The following is a 17,487-nucleotide window of genomic DNA, read 5'->3' as shown; positions in this document are numbered from 1 at the left end:
TTATGCGGATAGTAAGAATCCTAGGTTTTCCGGTTGCGGTGGTATATGGCCTTGTTGTCCATATCAGGAATTTTCTGTTTGATAGGGGTTTATTGGCATCAAGAAGTTTTAAAACACCTACCATATGCGTAGGCAATCTTAGTGTGGGCGGGACCGGCAAAACTCCAATGATAGAATATTTGGTGCGCTTGCTGGCCAAAGACCACAAGGTGGCCGTACTAAGCAGGGGATATAAACGGAAATCAACCGGTTTTCAGCTTGCGCATGTAGGGAGTGATGCCTACCAGCTTGGGGACGAGCCTTTTCAAATCCATAAGAAGTTCCCAGAAATTACCGTGGCGGTAGATGCTAACCGTACCCATGGTATAGTCACCCTTGAAAACAAGGTACAGCCCGATATAATTTTATTGGACGATGCTTTCCAGCATAGGAAAGTGGTGCCCAGCCTCGCTATTTTACTAACGGCGTATGATCAGCTCTTTTATGACGATTTTTATCTACCCACCGGAAGTCTAAGGGACGCAAAAAACCAAAAAAACAGGGCAGATATTATTGTGGTGACCAAATGTCCTAAAGACTTGCCCCAAAAAGAACAAAATGCCATAGTTGCTATGATGAAAACCGTGCGGCCGGTATTTTTCACTTACTTGGATTATGATCAGGGGGTAAGGTCTACCAACGGAAACCTTTCCTATAAAGACATTGAGGGAAAGAAAATAGGTTTGGTCACGGGAATTGCCAATCCCAAGCCTATGGTGGACTTTTTAAAAGGTAAAGGGGTGGACTTTACCCACCATGCTTTCGCTGACCATCATTTTTTTAGCGAGAAGGAGCTTAACCGTTTTAAACAATTTGACGTAATCCTCACTACGGAAAAGGATTATGTGCGTTTGGGCGATAAGGTGCCACATGCTTATTACGTTGGGGTAAGACATCAATTTATTCCTAGCCACGGTATCGGATTCAATACTATTTTGGCCGAAAAACTTAAGAATCACCTGGTAAGTTGGCCTTGAAGACATTTTCGCCTATTTTTTGGTAAAATACTTCAGGCTTAAAGGGTTTGGTCACCACTGCGTTACAACCTGCGGAATAAAACTCATCCAGACTGTCTTCCATAGAAATAGCGGTAAGTGCAATGATGGGAATGGTAGCATTAAATTTCCTAATCTGAACCGTAGCTTCTATCCCACTGATACCAGGCATATGGATGTCCATTAAAATAGCATCATAACGGTTGGATTGGGCTGCATCAATGGCCTCATTACCGTTATTTGCAATATCACAGGATATCCCTTTCTTGCTGAGCATTTTCTTGGTAATCACTTGGTTGATTTTGTTATCCTCCACGATTAAAATATGAAGTCCTTCAAATTCAAACTCCTCTGCCGTAATCTCAAAATCTGTTTCTTGCTCGTTTTCATCCACCTTAAGGTTCAGGTCAAAAAAGAACGTGCTCCCTATACCAAGTTCACTTTTTAGGTGAATGGTACTGTTAAATAGTCCCAATAAACTTTTAACGATTGTCAGTCCCAATCCCGTGCCCCCGTATTCTCTATTGATTTGGACGGAACCTTGTTCAAAACTGTTAAAAATGTTTTTCTGCTGTTCCTCAGAAATACCGATTCCGTTATCGTTTACCTCTATATATACGGTGATATCCTCTTCGCGTTTTTCTTTTAATTTAGCCTGCACAACTACTTGGCCATCCTTAGTAAACTTTAAGGCGTTGCCCACCAAGTTCATAATAATTTGTGATAGCTTTAAGGGGTCTCCCAAAACATTAAGGGGAATGTCATTATCAAAATCCAAGAGTATTTTGGTGCGTTGCTCTTTAGCCGTTTGTTGAAGCGAATCTATAACGTCTGTAAGCACTTTTTTTAGCTTGAACTCTATTTCTAACGGTTCCAGTTTTTCTGCATCAATTTTATTGATTTGGAGGATATCATTGATGAAATTGAGTAAGTAATCTCCTGAGAATTTTAGGGATTTTAAATGTTCTTTTTGATGTTCGGCGGGGTCTTCTTCCAATAAAATATGGGTAAGTCCAGTAACTGCATATAATGGTGTACGTAGCTCATGGGTAACCGTGGACAAGAAGTTGGTTTTTGCCTTCATGGCGGAGACCGCTGCATCCCTAGCGGTTTCCAGTTCTTCATTTTTAGTCTGTAATAGATCGTTGGTCTTTAACTTTATTTGGTTGTTTCTAAATAGTGATACCGCAAGAATGGATATTATGGTCAAAAAAGCTGAGGCCAAAATTGCGGTTATTTCGGATCGACTGGCAGATTGACTTAGTTCCGCATTTTCAACCTCCAACTCTTGAACCGTCTTTATCAATTGATCGGATTTTATTTTTTCCGCTGTTTTAGATTCAATTTTTTCTTTTTCGATGTTAAAAAGCGAATCCTTTATCTGCAAAAGACTTTGGCTCCTTGCAAAGGCTTTTTGATAATCACCAAGTCTTTGATAGGTATCCTTTAAATAGTTGTTGGCCAGTAAAATTTCTTTGTAAAATAAGTGTTTTGTTGCCAATTCCAAAGCTGCCTCTGCATGTTTTACCGCATTATTGTCACGGTTTTCCCGTACATATTTTTTGGCTAGGCCTATGTTTGCTTTGGTAGCCAGATAGGCACGTTCTTTTAGGTCGGAATTTACGAGTAGGGCATTATAATTGGTGGTGGCTTGGTCCAGGTTTCCCAGTTCCAAAAAAATATCCGCTTCTAACAGGAGAATGTGGTTTAATAAGTTTTTGTCATTGTTGAGCGTTCTGGCCTCCTCCAATTTTTGTCGTGCCTGAAAATTATTGTTGTTTTTGTACAGTAAGGAGGCTTCAATGAGTTTTTGGACCGCACTGCCATAGGGATATTCCAAATCCTTTAGTAGTCCCGTGGCCCTTGCCGCGTAAAACTCCGTCATTTCTTCTTCTCCCAATTCTAGATAAAGCAGTGCAAATTTTTGGTGTGTGTCCAATAGATTTTTAAAATTCCCGGCCTCCTCTGCAAGTTGAGCGGCTTTTTCTAGGCTTTCCAAAGCTTTTGCGCGATTATTCTGGTGTTGATAGACCAAAGCTTCATCTAAAAGGGAATCGTAATTGGCAGTTGTTTCCGTTTTTTGGCCAAAAGAGATTTGCAATAATACAAAGGCCAACGCCAGCCATTGTAGCTTTGTTTTGTTCTTGCTATGTGATTTTGCGAATCTCAAATGAATTTTTTAGCAACCAAAAGTTGGATGACGTCAATGATTCTTGCACTGTAGCCAGTTTCGTTGTCATACCAACCAATAATTTTTACCATCTTCCCAATAACCGAAGTCATTTGTGAATCAAACGTGCAAGAAAATAAACTATTGTTTATATCAACAGAAACTATGGGATCCTCCGTATAACAAAGTACGTTTTTTAATTCATTTTTTGAACTGTCTCTAAATCTGTTGTTTACCTCTGTAATTGAGGTTTGTTTTTTTACATTAAACGTAATGTCTGTTAGGGAGCCGTTGGCAACCGGAACGCGAATGCCACAGCCCCCAATCACCTCTGATAGTTTTGGAAAGATGCGGGTTAGAGCTTTTGCTGCGCCCGTAGTTGTAGGTATTATCGACTGGCTTGCCGCCCTTGCCCTTCTTAAGTCCCGGTGTGGCTGGTCATGCAGGCTTTGGTCCGTAGTATAGGAGTGGATGGTGGTGATATAGGCCTGTTCTATACCACAGAGTTCATTTATTACCTTTATCATGGGTGCGGCATTGTTGGTGGTACAGGAAGCGTTGGAAATAATGTGGTCTTCCGCAGTCAAGCTTTGTTCGTTGACCCCATACACAATCATTTTAATTTTCTCATCTATCGGGGGAACGCTCAAAATTACTTTTTTAGCCCCGTTGGTTATATGGTGTTGCAGCACTACACCAGTTTTAAACTTGCCAGAAGCCTCAATCACAATATCTACCTTATGACGATTCCAGTTAATGTCCTTAGGATGTTTTTTATGGCTTACCGCTATAGACTGGCCATCTACTTCAATACAATCCCCAAGGTGTTGTACCCTTCCATTAAAACCACCATGTACACTATCGTATTTTAAAAGATGGGCTAAGGTAGGCGTATCTGCGATATCATTGATAGCTACAACGCACAGATTATTCTGTTGCTGTAATAGGCGGAACAAGGTACGTCCAATCCTGCCAAAGCCGTTAATTCCCAAACGGACCTTGTTCATGGAAAACTAGTTTAGATAGGCTAGGTGCCCAAGTTAATCAATATGCTTATGGGCTTTGTAAGAGGATCTTACCAGAGCACCGCTCTCAACATGGCGAAAGCCCATGGCTAAACCTGCTTCCTCATATTTTTTAAACTGTTCTGGTAAAATAAACTCCTTAACCGGTAAATGTTTTTTGGATGGTTGGAGGTATTGGCCTATGGTTACCACATCAACCCCAACACCCCTCAGGTCTTCCATGGTCTGCAATACTTCTTCCTCAAATTCGCCAAGCCCAAGCATGATGCCAGACTTTGTTCGGCTTGCCCCATTTTCCTTTAGGTATCTCAACACCTCAAGGCTTCGTTCGTATTTGGCCTGTATCCTAACTTCTCTGGTAAGCCGCTTCACCGTCTCCATATTGTGTGAAATCACTTCTGGATGTACCGATAGTATACGGTCTAAATGTATTGTTATTCCTTGAAAATCAGGTATTAATGTTTCTAAGGTGGTGGTGGGGTTCATGCGCCTTACCGCTTTTACGGTTTCTGCCCAGATAATGGATCCCATATCTTTAAGATCGTCCCGATCTACAGAGGTGAGCACGGCATGCTTAATTTGCATAATTTTTATAGATCTGGCCACTTTTTCTGGTTCTGCCCAATCTACACTTTCCGGCCTTCCGGTTTTTACGCCACAGAATCCACAGGAACGCGTACAGACGTTCCCTAATATCATAAAAGTTGCGGTCCCCTCACCCCAGCATTCTCCCATATTAGGGCAGCTTCCGGAGGTGCAAATGGTGTGTAGGTCATATTTGTCTACAAGCCCTCTGAGTTGGGTGTATTTCTTACCGGTGGGAAGTTTTACCCTTAACCATTTGGGCTTTCCTTTTTTTGGAGGAATTACGTGCGTTGCTGCCTCGGTTGCCATAGCTTATTTTTAGATTGTAAATATACGAAAACGATGTTTCCCGTTCATGGGATTTACACCGGTTTGTTTTTTATGAGTTCTGCCAGAAGCTTTTTTGCCCGTAACAATTTTACCTTGATATTGCTTACGGGTTCATCCAATTCTTCTGCGATTTGGGCATAACTCAATTCATTGAAATAACGCAGATTTATTACACTTTGGTAGTGCGGTTTTAATTTTTTGACAGTTGCCAATAGTGTGGCCAGGTTTTGTTCTATGATTAAATTGTCTTCCGCGGAAGGGCTCTCATCCATAACGCTCCCCGCCTCCGAACCACGCATGGATTGCCCCCCGTTAATAAGATTGGATTTCTTTTTGCGGATAAGGTCTACATGTAGGTTTTTGGATATGGCTATGAGCCAAGTGCTAAACTCGTATGACTCCTTGAACGTATCGATTTTTTCAAATGCTTTGGAAAAGGTTTGGATGGTAATGTCCTCTGCGTCGTTTTCATTCTGCGTTCGTTTTAGCTGAAAGCCATAAACAATGTTCCAATAAGCGTTCAATAAAGAACTAAAGGCCTTTTGGTCACCTTCTTTTGCCCTTTGTATCAGTACTGGGATGTTGGGTTCGGCCGTACTCAAATAGTCAAATTTAACTGCTGAAACTACGCATTGGTATTAAGCGTATCTTTTTTGCAGTCTTGTTCTTCAGGAAGTTTTCCACAGAAACCACAGGCTTCTCCGTCTTTATTTAAAAAGGGGCTTTGGCTTGCACAGGTACCGGCAAATTCACCATCTTTCTTGGACCATATTTTTATGGTAATACCAGCAATGGCCAATGCCAATAAGCCTACGGTTAGAAGTGCTAATTTCATTTAAATTTTTTGTAAAAATACAAAAATAGGTGCCGCTTAGGCGAATTTTAAGAATACTTTCGTTTTTGATGCTTACCGCTACACGACAAATCTGTAGCTTTCCCTAGATCAAAACAGGATTTAACCCTTTGTGCATTTTGAATGCTTTTTAGATTTAAAACCGTCAGTTCGAGTTTTTTCTGGAAGTAAAAGTATCGAGAACAAGGTTTAATTGCTAAAATTCGGATTCTCGATACTATTTTCCGATACTTTGTATCAAAAAATCACTCGAATTGACAAATTTTCATCAAAATGCACAATGGGTAGGATTTAATTTTTCCATTAAAACCTAGCTTCACCAAAAATGTTTTAATACTTGATGTTCGCTACTATATTTTGTACCGTTGGTGTGTGGTTACCGCCTTTAGGCTCAATGGTAATGTAACTAATGGCATCCTCTGCATAGGGTAGTGCAAATAATTTTTGTTTGTCCCCAATGTCCTTTATCACACCTAAGTTCACCATTTCACCGTTTACTTCGGCCCACATTTGAAAACATTTGTTTTCCGGTAGCTGAGGCAGGTTGCTTACATTAATGTATGACAATTTCTTTACAGGATTGATATAGGCAACCGCTTTGAGCTCTTTGGCTTTTTTGTTACCAACCACTGGGAATCTTCTGGTATTGGGGTTGTTCAACACAATGTATTGGTTACGGATATCCTCCAACTGTACTTTCATATCCATTTCCAAATCCTTGATTTTATTGGTGACCAAGGTGTTTTCCTCTTGAAGGTTCTTATTTTGGTTGTAGAAAAAATAGGTAGAGGACAGAAAGATGCAAGCGGCAATGCTTGCGGCAATAGCATACTTAAAGAACCTACCCCTGTTTTTATTTTCCTGTTTAATTTGAAACAGAATTTTTTCCTTTAAACCTTGTGGCGCATTAATTGCATGAAGTTTGGCATAACGTTCAAGGTTTTCTTGGAGTTCTTCATACACCTTGCGTACTTCCGGATACATGGCTATATACCGTTCTACTTGGTTAGATTCCAATACATCCGTGGTACCAAGTAGATATTTCTCCAACAGGTCCGTATCTAAAAATAGTTTTATTTTGTCTTTCATCTCTTTTATTACTTACGATCTGCTTACTAGGGTCTACGCCATCATGCTTCCAATGGCCATTAACACAAGGCCAAGATCGGCGCCATAAATTTTCCTTAGTTCCCTTAGACCAATTTTTAATCTAGATTTGATAGTCCCCAAGGGGATATCCAATTCTTCACTTGCTTCCTGTTGGGTCATTCCCTCAAAAAACAAGGCATCTAGAACAATTTTATATTTGGGTTCTATCTTTTCCAGATTTTCCCGCATGTCCAACAGTTCAGGCTTGGTGCTCTCCACACCTAAATTAAATACGTCAGAAACGTCTATTTGGATTTCCTTGTCAGATTTATTGCTGGCACTGCGTAACTTGTCAATGGCCGTATTTCTGGTAATCCTGAACAACCATGTAAAAAGTTTTGCCTTTGCCGGGTCATAGCTGTCAGATTTTTTCCAGATTTTTACTAAACTTTCCTGAACCACATCTTGCGCCAGGTCTTCATTTTTTACCACCTTAAGGGCAACACCGTAGAGTGTGTTCGCATAATTGTCATAAAGCAGGGAAATGGCCTTTTCATCTCGTTCCTTTAACAATTCTACAATGTGCTTTTCTAAAAGTGTGCTCATAGTGTAATCTTCAGAACAGCATCTTTGGACATCCAAAAATTCATTTTCTGCGTATATATAACAACGCTAAAGTATTAAAATGATTATTACTTGTGCGATTTAAAGGAAACAACACTGTTTCATTTAAAAGAGTTTGGTTAGTTTGGTTTGGTTTAACCCCGGTGCATCGTTCGATGGCCGGGGTTAATTTATAATATTGACTTCTGGTTGGATGTCTATCCCAAAGGAGGTTTTAACGCTGGATTTTATTTTCATGGCCAATTCCCAAATTTCCATACCGGAGGCATCGCCATAATTTACCAAGACCAAGGCTTGGTTTTTATGTACCCCAGCGTCTCCAAAACGTTTGCCCTTAAACCCGCATTGTTCTATCAGCCAGCCAGCAGGGATCTTAAATTGCCCATCCGGCAGTTCATAAAACGGCGCGTTGGGATGTTCTTTTTGAAATTGTACAAAGACTTTCTTGGATATTACGGGATTTTTAAAAAAACTTCCGCTATTGCCTATTTCCTTAGGGTTTGGAAGTTTTCGCTGTCTTATGGAGATGACAGCATCCGATATGTTTTGTATGGTAGGGTTAACCACCCCCATATCTTTCAACTCTGTTTCAATTGCCCCGTAAAAAGTAAGGAGTTTGTGGTCTTTCTTGGTTAATTTCAACAAGACCGATGTAATGATATACCTATCCTTTGCCTCGTTTTTAAATATGGAGTCCCGATAACCAAACTTACAGTCCTCTTTACTGAACTCCACCAATTCCTGTGTTTTAACTTCCATTGCCTCGCAGCCAACAAAAATGTCTTTAAGTTCTACCCCGTAAGCACCAATGTTCTGGATGGGTGCTGTTCCCGTATTGCCCGGAATTAGGGAAAGGTTTTCCAGCCCACCATAATTGCGAGCTAGGCTCCATTGCACCAGTTCATGCCAGTTTTCCCCGGCCATCGCCTTAATGATGACCGCCTCGTCAGTCTCCTCAACAATGGAGATGCCTTTGAGGGCAATGTGTAAAACAAGGGCATCTACATCTTTGGTAAGTAGCATATTGCTGCCTCCACTAATAATAAATCTCTCTGCATAAGCCTCTAGTCTCAAGGCTTTTTGCAGTTGTAGGGGAGTGGTCACTGACAAGAATGCCTTGGCCTTTACAGCAATGCCAAAGGTGTTGTAGGGCCGTAAGGAAACGTTCTGTAAAATGTTCACCTGTTTAAGTATTGCTTAAGACCTTTGTCCAGGATGTGCACCGCTTTCTTCAGCTGTTCCTTTTCCAGTACGTAGGCAATGCGTATTTGATTTAGCCCTTGTCCCTCTGTGGCATAAAAGCCAGCTGCAGGGGCCACCATTACAGTATCCCCATTAATTTGGAACTCTTCCAAAAGCCACTGCGCAAAATCATCAGAATTGGCCACGGGCAGTTCCACCACGCAGTAAAACGCACCACTTGGCCTGGCAATCTTAATATTATCAATTTTGGATAGTTCCGCTAATAACAAATCCCTTCGGGAAACATATTCTGCGATAACATCATCAAAATAGTGTTGAGGCGTGTCCAGTGCCGCTTCCCCTGCAATTTGAGCCAGGGTGGGTGGGGACAATCTTGCCTGTGCAAATTTCATGGCAGTTTCTATGACTAAGGGGTTTTTGGAGACAATGCAACCAATCCTTGCCCCGCACATAGAGTATCGCTTGGAAACAGAATCTACAATGATGGCGTGATTGTCCATTCCCGCTTGTGCCAAAATGGAATGGTGCTGTTTTCCGTCATAGGCAAATTCTCGGTACACCTCATCGGCAACCAAGAATAAGTCGTATTTTTTGACCAGGTCAACCAGTTGTTTTATTTCTTGTTCATTGTACAGATAACCCGTGGGGTTTCCGGGGTTGCAAATTAATATTGCCTTGGTCCTGGCGGATATTTTCTGTTCAAAATCGGCAATGTCCGGGAGGGCAAAATTGTTGGTAATAGAAGATAGAATTGGGATTACCTTCACCCCGTTTGCAGCCGCAAAACCGTTGTAATTGGCATAGAAGGGTTCTGGTATGATGACTTCATCACCTTCATCAAGAATACTCCCCATGGTAAAGGCCAAAGCCTCAGAGCCTCCCGTAGTTACGATGATATCTTTTGCGGTGACATGAACTTGGTGCTTGGCATAATACGAGGCTATTTTTCCCCGATATGCCTCTGACCCCTCAGTACGGCTGTAGGCCAATACTTCTATAGAGGCGTTTTTGACCGCGTCCAATGCTGCTTTTGGTGTTTTAATGTCTGGCTGGCCTATGTTCAGATGGATAACATGTACGCCCCTTTTCTTTGCTTCCTCTGCATATGGAACCAGCTTTCTAATAGGTGAAGAGGGCATGTGGAGCCCTTTTTGTGAGATTTTAGGCATAACGGTTCACTAATTTTCAACAAAAATGCATAAACTCATCTTGCAAAACAATTAAGTGGCAGCAATTATTACTGCCTTAACACAGGTACTAGAATCAATGGACCCTAGTGTGCCCTGTCCTGTAGAGATAGTCACCATTTTTGGTATGTCCATGTTTTTCCTTGTTTTTGGGTATAAAAAAACCCTAACATGTTTATGTTAGGGTTCGTGATTTTATAAGAGCTTCTTTTATTTGGCGCCTTCACCTTTAATGGTGCCTTTAATCTTCAATACCTTGGTAGGTGTATCCGCGTTAGAGGTCACGGTAATGGCCTTTCTAATGGGACCTACACGTCTGGTGTCATATTTTACTTGGATTTCTCCGGATTCTCCCGGTAAAATTGGAGCATCCGGTTTCTTGGGGATGGTGCATCCACAACTGGATTTTACATCGCTGATGACCAAGGGGGCGTTGCCTGTATTGGTAAATTCAAATACACGGATGCCATCACTTCCCTTTTCAATTTCACCGTAATCTACGGTTTCCGTTTTAAATTCAATTTTGGCAACTTGGTCCTGTGCTTTTACAGTGAAAGCCAAAAGGCCAACAAATAATAAAAGTAGTGTTTTTTTCATCTTTTTAATTTTTGAGGAATTTCAAATGTATTATGTTTTAAAGCATCATCCAAAATTCTTTTGTCATCTAATAACGTTACTTACTTTTGTTTCGTATTTAAAAGATCAACCATTCGATAAGAATCGCATAAAATTAACATGCTTATTCTTTGCCAAACGGTTCATCGCCCTTAATTGCTCAAAAACTATACCGAAAAATGGAGATTCCATCTAAATATGATGCCGCCAAGGTTGAGGAACACTGGTACGAGTACTGGACAAAACACAATTTTTTCTCCTCCAAACCAGATGACAGGGAACCCTATACTATTGTGATACCCCCACCCAATGTAACTGGGGTCTTGCATATGGGCCATATGCTCAATAATACCATCCAGGATGTGTTGATCAGAAAGGCGCGGCTCCAAGGAAAAAATGCCTGTTGGGTTCCCGGTATGGATCATGCGTCCATTGCCACGGAGGCAAAAGTAGTAGCCAAGCTCAAAGCGGAGGGCATTGATAAATCCAATTTGTCACGGGAAGAATTTTTAAAACACGCTTGGGACTGGACCGATGAATATGGGGGCGTTATCCTACAGCAACTAAAAAAATTGGGTTGTTCCTGTGATTGGGACCGTACTAAGTTTACCATGGATGACGATATGTCTGCCTCTGTAATTAAGGTATTTGTTGATTTATTCAATAAGGGGTTGATATACAGGGGATACCGAATGGTGAACTGGGACCCTGAAGCCCAAACCACGCTTTCCGATGAGGAGGTTAACTATGAGGAGCGGCAGGGTAATCTCTATTATATAACATACCAAATTGCAAATGAAGATGGCACCCCGTTAGAGGGGCAGGCACAGGTGCTTACCATTGCAACAACCAGACCTGAAACCATTTTGGGCGATACCGCCATCTGCATCCATCCCAATGATGATCGATTTGCCCATTTAAAAGGGAAAAAGGCCATAGTTCCCATTTGTGATAGGGTCATCCCCATTATTGAGGATGAGTATGTAGATGTTGAATTTGGTACCGGATGCTTAAAAGTAACCCCTGCACACGATGAAAACGACAAAAATTTAGGGGACAAGCACCAATTGGAGGTCATTGATATTTTTAATGCAGACGCCACCTTAAATTCCTTTGGAATGCATTACCAGGGTAAGGACCGTTTTGTAGTGCGAAAGGAAATTGCGAGGGAATTGGAGGAAAAGGGTCACTTAATCAAAACGGAACAGCACATCCATAAGGTAGGCACCTCTGAACGCACCAAGGCGGTGATTGAGCCAAGGCTTTCTGATCAGTGGTTCTTAAAAATGGAAGGCCTGGCCCAACCGGCACTGGATGCAGTCTTGGAAACGGGGGACGTCAAACTTTTTCCGGATAAGTTTAAAAATACCTATCGCCATTGGATGGAAAACATAAGGGATTGGAATATCTCCAGACAATTATGGTGGGGCCAGCAAATCCCAGCTTTCTATTTTGGAGATGGTAAAGAAGATTTTGTTGTGGCAGAAACCAAAGCGGAGGCTTTGGAATTGGCAAAACAAAAAACCAACAATCCAGCCCTTAGCTTGGACAACCTTAGGCAAGATCCAGATGTGCTGGACACTTGGTTTTCTTCTTGGCTATGGCCCATTAGTGTCTTTGGTGGAATTTTAGCACCGGATAATGAAGAGATTAACTATTACTACCCCACCAACGACTTGGTCACAGGTCCAGATATCCTGTTCTTTTGGGTAGCCAGAATGATTGTTGCTGGGTATGAATTTCGTAAAGAGCGGCCTTATGAGAATGTATACCTCACCGGGTTGGTGCGGGACAAGCAAAGACGTAAAATGTCCAAACAACTGGGCAACTCACCAGATGCACTGAAATTAATGGAAAAATACGGTGCTGACGGAGTTCGTGTAGGTTTATTGTTGAGTTCTGCCGCTGGAAATGATTTAATGTTTGATGAGGCCCTTTGCCAACAGGGAAAGAACTTTGCCAATAAAATATGGAATGCCTTTAGGCTGGTAAAAGGTTGGGAGGTAGCCGATATGGAGCAACCTAAGGCTACGAAAATAGGCTTGGACTGGTATACTTCCAAATTCTTTGAAACCTTGGTAGAAATTGAAGACCATTTTAGCAAATATCGAATTTCTGATGCGTTGATGGCCATCTACAAATTGGTATGGGACGATTTCTGCTCATGGTTGTTGGAAATCGTAAAACCGGAGTATCAAAAACCGATTGATAAAAGCACCTTGGCCCAAGTGGTTTCTTTATTTGAAGCCAATTTAAAGTTGCTACATCCTTTTATGCCTTTTTTAAGTGAAGAGGTTTGGCAACATATGGCACCAAGAACACCAGAGCAGGCACTTTGCGTGGCCCAATGGCCTAAAAAAATGCAGACCGATGGCAGGTTGATAGCGGAGTTTGATTTTGCCAAAGAAGTGATAACTGGCATTAGAAACGTGCGCAAAGAAAAAAATATTCCGGTTAAAGAGGTACTGGAACTGATGGAGCTCAATTCAGAAAACGCAAGTGCCCGCATGGATTCCATTATTAAAAAATTGGGCAATCTGTCCAGTATAGAGTCAGTGGAACATGCGGTAGACGGTGCTTTGAGCTTTAGGGTAAAGAGCAATGAATACTTTATACCCATTATGGGTGCCATTGATGTGCAGGCCGAGATCCAGAAAATTAATGACGAGCTAAAGTATACTAGGGGTTTTTTACAATCGGTCCAAAAGAAACTATCCAATGAACGGTTTGTGAACAATGCACCGACGCAGGTGGTGGAAATGGAACGTAAAAAAGTAGCGGATGCCGAAGCTAAAATAGAAACCCTGGAGAAGAGCTTGGCGAGTCTGGGGTAGGTTTATGTTTTTTTAACCAAGGTATTACCCATCAATCCGGCAATAATCATAAAAAGCCCAAGAAAACTGAGAAGGGTATAGGTATCACCAAACCAGAAAACGCCAATCCCAATGGTGAAAATTACCTCGGCATATTTAATGGGGGCAACAATGTGGGTTGGTGCCGCCTGAAAGGCTTTGGTCATATACACTTGGCCCACATAACCAAAAACCCCTAGGCTGCCAAGTAACAACCAGTCCCATTCTTGGGGCTGTATCCAAGAAAAACTACTTAATGCCCCGCCAATAAGCGTTGCCAAGAACATAAAGTAGTTCACTACAACCACGGGATGGTCTCCCTTCCCTATTTTTCGGATTAAAATGTAAACCATTCCCGTAAATAGGGATGCGAGGATGACCAAGGCCAATCCTAGGGTACTCATGGATTCATCAAAACCCTTTAACATCAAAACACCCAAAAAAGCTATGAGAAAGAAAAGCCATTGTACCGGTTTAATTTTTTCTTTCAAAAAGAGCACTGCGAATAGGGCTGCAAATATCGGGGCTATATACCTTAGGGAAACTGCGGTGCCCACATTCAAATACTTAAAGGAGAAAAAGAATAGGCTCATGGAAACAAGTCCCGTAATGGCACGCAGTACCAATAACTTTCTTTGGTTTCCTAAAAGGTTGATGTTTCTGGAAAGTAGGTATGTAGTCGCAAATACACATGAGGTCAAAGACCTGAAAAAAACCAATTGAAAGCCCGGAATGTGGTCCAAATATTTTATGATGGCGTTCATTATAGAAAATGACGCCGTACTTATGAGCATAAAAAGAATTGCCTTTTTCACCTAGTTCAGTAAAGCGTACAAAGCTACCCCAAATTTGTAGCTTTTCTTGCGTAAACCAGCTAGTGATTGGGAAACATCTGTGGGATTGTGCTTATTGCAGGGAATTTGGTAACTTCCTTGCATGGAACACGCACTATTATTTATGAAAAGAATTACTGTAATCACGGTAATCTTTGCCGCTTTTACTTCTTATGGACAACGGGATTGGGAAAAGGTGGAAATCACCTCCGAGCAGCTCTCAGAGCATATTTATGTACTATTTGGTTCCGGTGGAAACATTGGCCTCGCCATTGGGGAAGAAACTGCCTATGTCATTGATGACCAATTTGGCCCGTTGACAGATAAGATTTTGGCACATATTACAAGCTTAACGGATAAACCTGTTAAATGGGTCCTAAATACCCACTGGCATGGAGACCATACCGGAGGCAATGCAAATATGGCCAACCAAGGCGCGACCATTATTGCCCACGAGAACGTGCGTAAAAGAATGGCCGCAGAACAAGATAGGGGAGGAGGTAGAATTGTGGAGCCTTCCCCCAAGGAGGCCTTACCGGTGATTACTTTTAATGATAAGCTAACCTTACACTTGGATAACGGCAACGATATGCATGCCATGCATGTAAATGATGCCCACACAGACGGTGATGCCTACTACTATTTTCCGGAAGATAATGTAATTCATATGGGGGATAACTTTTTTGTAGGGCGCTATCCGTACATAGACTTAAATTCTGGTGGGGATATTGATGGCCTCATCAGCAATATTAGTATGACACTGGGTATCATAGATGATAAAACCAAGATTATCCCTGGGCATGGGCCGGTTGCATCCAAGAAGGAACTGGAAGATTACCTTGGGGTAATTAAACAATTACGTACCCTGGTCAAGAACGCAAGGAAAGCGGGAAACACCTTGGAACAGACCCAGCAATTGGGATTGTCTAAACCATGGGATGCCACTCATGGCCAAGGTTTTATCAATGCGGAAAGAATTATTGAATTCATTTATAAATCTGCGGATGATTAAATATCCATCTTGTAAAAAAATTCAGCTTTAACCCTTTTTTTTCACCTTCATGCAAGTTTTTTATGATTCTGTCCAGTTTGATTATTTCTTTGGTGGAGCAAAGGGAAATTCCTTGCTATGAAAACTAACGGGTAAGCTAATTTAGTCCCCACTAAAACTTACCCGTTTTTAAATAAAAGGGGGATATTGCGTGGTTATAAAAAAAACACATAAAATCATTTTTTCCATTATCATTGTGTCCGTGGTGATTGGTTTTGTCCTATTCAATTCCCAAGCATCGCTGAATGACAATATTATGGCCAATAATAAGGCCACTGTACTTCCAATAGATCAGATGATTCAAGTGTTCCAGAATGATGCCCTATCTGCAAAAGAACAATACATAAACCAATTGGTTCAAGTAAAAGGACGGGTTCATGATATTACCTATCTAAACGATCGCCAAACCATTATCTTAAAAGGGGTTGAATTTCAAGATAGTTACATTATATGCGATATGTCCCAGGAGGATACCAATGTTGATAAGAGCATTCAAATAGGTCAAGAAATTAGTTTAAAAGGGGTTTGTAAGGGATTTCTTTTAGATGTAATATTATTAAATTGTGTTAGAATCAATGAAGTACCTTAGATTAAAGATTATCGTATACCTTTTATTCCATCACTTAACAGCAACAGGCCAAAGTGATAGAATGATATGTAGACAGGGCAACGTTACCTTCTTCTCCTATACCGCGGTTGAGAACATAGAAGCGGTCAATAATCAGGTAGTAAGTGTCGCAGACCTGGGCAGTGGGGAAATTGCAGTGCAAATGTTAATGAGGGCCTTTGTTTTTAAAAAAGCACTGATGGAAGAACATTTTAACGAGAGTTATGTTGAGTCCGATATTTTTCCAAAACTGACCTTTACGGGCAACATAGAAGATTTTATAAATAACAGGCCATCGTCAGGGGAGTCAAGAATGATAAGGGGTTTAATGGATTTCCATGGCGTTCAAAAGCAGGTTTTGGTGAAGACTAAAATTGAGATGCAAGATGCCAAGTTGGTATTAAGTGGAAATTTTAATGTTTTAATCGATGATTTTGATATAAAAGTACCTGCTTTGTTGGTGCCCAATATTTCCAAAGAAATACAAATAACTTACAGGTTTGAATATGAAGTTTATGAAGATTAGTAAACCAGCTTTTATTTTTTACATCCTACTTTTTGTAAATACCTTGCTGGCGCAAGACCAAGGGTTAATGCAAATATTGGAGCAGGAAGTTGGGGATACCACGTTCTTTGCCCAAGCAAGTTTTAAGACCAACCGCATTGTGCTCACACAATCCATTGAGACCAGAAAAAAGGGTACAATGGAATTTGTTTTGGGAACGCGGTATTGGAACATACCCAATAATGATAATAGCCAGAGTTTTGGAGCCGACCGTTTTTCAGGCCACTTAGGTGTCCAATACGCATTTACGGATAGGTTTACCGCAGGTATGGGAATAGCCACGGCGGATGGCATATTAAATAGTTTTCTTAAATACCGGTTAATTAGACAAAAACAAGACGGAACGGTGCCTTTTGGCGTTACCTTACTTCAAGGCTCTTCCTATTTTTCTAGAGATGCAGGGATTTTTGCATTGCCAGAAAACACTTCACAACGGTGGTCTTATGTGAGCCAGGTGTTGATCGCCAGAAAGTTCAATAATAATTTTTCCCTTCAATTGAGCCCAACCTATTTAAGGATGGGTAGTGAACAGCCGGTTATTGGACAGCAAAACTTATTTCTTTTGGGAACGGGGGCCCGGTATAAATTAAGTAATCATGTTTCCCTTACCTCTGAATATGGCTTGCTTTTTAATAGGAACAAGGGAGGAACAGAAGGATTTGACTTGTTTGGACTTGGTGTCAATTGGGAAATGGGGGATTTAATCATGCAATTTTCCATGACAAACTCCAAGAGTTTTGATGATATTTCCATCTACTCCTTTAACCCAAATAATTTTCATTTCCGTCCAGGAGGATTACACGTAGGGGTAAATGCTACCTATGTACTACATTTTAAAAAGCAAAAACCAAATAGAAAATAATA

General features: G+C 41.1%; 17 protein-coding genes. 6 read left to right on the top strand and 11 right to left on the bottom strand.

Going from position 1 to position 17,487, the window contains the following annotated elements:
* Positions 1-2 precede the first annotated feature (2 nt).
* Positions 3-1,016 (top strand): tetraacyldisaccharide 4'-kinase, encoded by a 1,014-nt coding sequence (gene lpxK / locus I595_RS10800; protein ID WP_054559423.1) that lies wholly within the window; start codon positions 3-5, stop codon positions 1,014-1,016.
* On the opposite strand, the gene I595_RS10795 is transcribed toward lpxK, so the two are convergent.
* The 10 genes from I595_RS10795 to I595_RS10750 all read right to left on the bottom strand — a co-directional run bounded on the left by I595_RS10795 (position 988) and on the right by I595_RS10750 (position 10,697).
* Positions 988-3,204 carry a tetratricopeptide repeat-containing hybrid sensor histidine kinase/response regulator gene (locus I595_RS10795; RefSeq protein ID WP_245628269.1) on the bottom strand — a complete coding sequence of 739 codons (2,217 nt, stop codon included), beginning with the start codon at positions 3,202-3,204 and terminating at the stop codon, positions 988-990. The two genes, lpxK and I595_RS10795, sit on opposite strands and share 29 nt — an antisense overlap.
* Positions 3,201-4,211 carry a type I glyceraldehyde-3-phosphate dehydrogenase gene (gene gap, locus I595_RS10790; protein WP_054559422.1) on the bottom strand — a complete coding sequence of 337 codons (1,011 nt, stop codon included), beginning with the start codon at positions 4,209-4,211 and terminating at the stop codon, positions 3,201-3,203. Before gap ends, I595_RS10795 begins: the two co-directional genes overlap by 4 nt.
* 33 nt (positions 4,212-4,244) lie before the next feature.
* The gene (gene lipA, locus I595_RS10785) at positions 4,245-5,123 is read right to left on the bottom strand and encodes a lipoyl synthase (RefSeq protein ID WP_054559421.1); all 879 of its coding nucleotides are present in this window, start codon (positions 5,121-5,123) and stop codon (positions 4,245-4,247) included.
* Between the two features lie 53 nt (positions 5,124-5,176).
* Complete coding sequence (locus I595_RS10780; RefSeq protein ID WP_054559420.1) at positions 5,177-5,746, bottom strand: RNA polymerase sigma factor; 570 nt, start codon at positions 5,744-5,746, stop codon at positions 5,177-5,179.
* Positions 5,747-5,769: 23 nt separating this feature from the next.
* Positions 5,770-5,979 carry a hypothetical protein gene (locus tag I595_RS10775; protein ID WP_054559419.1) on the bottom strand — a complete coding sequence of 70 codons (210 nt, stop codon included), beginning with the start codon at positions 5,977-5,979 and terminating at the stop codon, positions 5,770-5,772.
* Positions 5,980-6,327: 348 nt separating this feature from the next.
* Positions 6,328-7,086 (bottom strand): anti-sigma factor, encoded by a 759-nt coding sequence (locus tag I595_RS10770; protein ID WP_054559418.1) that lies wholly within the window; start codon positions 7,084-7,086, stop codon positions 6,328-6,330.
* A 33-nt stretch (positions 7,087-7,119) separates the two neighbouring features.
* Positions 7,120-7,692, bottom strand: coding sequence for an RNA polymerase sigma factor (locus I595_RS10765; RefSeq protein WP_054559417.1), 573 nt, complete (start codon positions 7,690-7,692; stop codon positions 7,120-7,122).
* A gap of 183 nt (positions 7,693-7,875) precedes the next feature.
* A complete protein-coding gene (gene murB, locus I595_RS10760; RefSeq protein ID WP_054559416.1) occupies positions 7,876-8,892 on the bottom strand; it encodes a UDP-N-acetylmuramate dehydrogenase in 1,017 nt (338 codons plus the stop codon).
* Positions 8,889-10,082 carry a pyridoxal phosphate-dependent aminotransferase gene (locus I595_RS10755; protein WP_054559415.1) on the bottom strand — a complete coding sequence of 398 codons (1,194 nt, stop codon included), beginning with the start codon at positions 10,080-10,082 and terminating at the stop codon, positions 8,889-8,891. Before I595_RS10755 ends, murB begins: the two co-directional genes overlap by 4 nt.
* A gap of 228 nt (positions 10,083-10,310) precedes the next feature.
* Positions 10,311-10,697: a DUF1573 domain-containing protein gene (locus tag I595_RS10750; RefSeq protein ID WP_054559414.1), complete on the bottom strand. Its 387-nt coding sequence runs from the start codon at positions 10,695-10,697 to the stop codon at positions 10,311-10,313.
* A 197-nt stretch (positions 10,698-10,894) separates the two neighbouring features.
* On the opposite strand from I595_RS10750, the gene I595_RS10745 reads away from it, so the two are divergent.
* On the top strand, positions 10,895-13,549 hold the full coding sequence (locus I595_RS10745; protein WP_054559413.1) for a valine--tRNA ligase: 2,655 nt from the start codon (positions 10,895-10,897) through the stop codon (positions 13,547-13,549).
* 2 nt (positions 13,550-13,551) lie between these two features.
* Here I595_RS10745 and I595_RS10740 read toward each other — a convergent pair whose 3' ends face one another.
* Positions 13,552-14,382, bottom strand: coding sequence for a DMT family transporter (locus I595_RS10740; protein WP_245628268.1), 831 nt, complete (start codon positions 14,380-14,382; stop codon positions 13,552-13,554).
* Between the two features lie 142 nt (positions 14,383-14,524).
* On the opposite strand from I595_RS10740, the gene I595_RS10735 reads away from it, so the two are divergent.
* From I595_RS10735 to I595_RS10720, 4 genes are all read left to right on the top strand, one after another.
* Positions 14,525-15,412: an MBL fold metallo-hydrolase gene (locus I595_RS10735; protein WP_245628267.1), complete on the top strand. Its 888-nt coding sequence runs from the start codon at positions 14,525-14,527 to the stop codon at positions 15,410-15,412.
* Positions 15,413-15,602: 190 nt separating this feature from the next.
* Positions 15,603-16,040 carry an OB-fold protein gene (locus I595_RS10730; protein WP_054559411.1) on the top strand — a complete coding sequence of 146 codons (438 nt, stop codon included), beginning with the start codon at positions 15,603-15,605 and terminating at the stop codon, positions 16,038-16,040.
* Positions 16,027-16,584: a YceI family protein gene (locus I595_RS10725; RefSeq protein WP_054559410.1), complete on the top strand. Its 558-nt coding sequence runs from the start codon at positions 16,027-16,029 to the stop codon at positions 16,582-16,584. Before I595_RS10730 ends, I595_RS10725 begins: the two co-directional genes overlap by 14 nt.
* Positions 16,574-17,485, top strand: coding sequence for a DUF5777 family beta-barrel protein (locus tag I595_RS10720; protein WP_054559409.1), 912 nt, complete (start codon positions 16,574-16,576; stop codon positions 17,483-17,485). The genes I595_RS10725 and I595_RS10720 overlap by 11 nt, the downstream gene beginning before the upstream one ends.
* Positions 17,486-17,487: the final 2 nt, after the last annotated feature.

The sequence above is a fragment of the Croceitalea dokdonensis DOKDO 023 genome, assembly GCF_001306415.1.
GTDB lineage: Bacteria > Bacteroidota > Bacteroidia > Flavobacteriales > Flavobacteriaceae > Croceitalea > Croceitalea dokdonensis.
The sequence above is the reverse complement of the archived record's forward strand: the minus strand, read 5'-3'. Positions and strand labels throughout refer to the sequence as shown.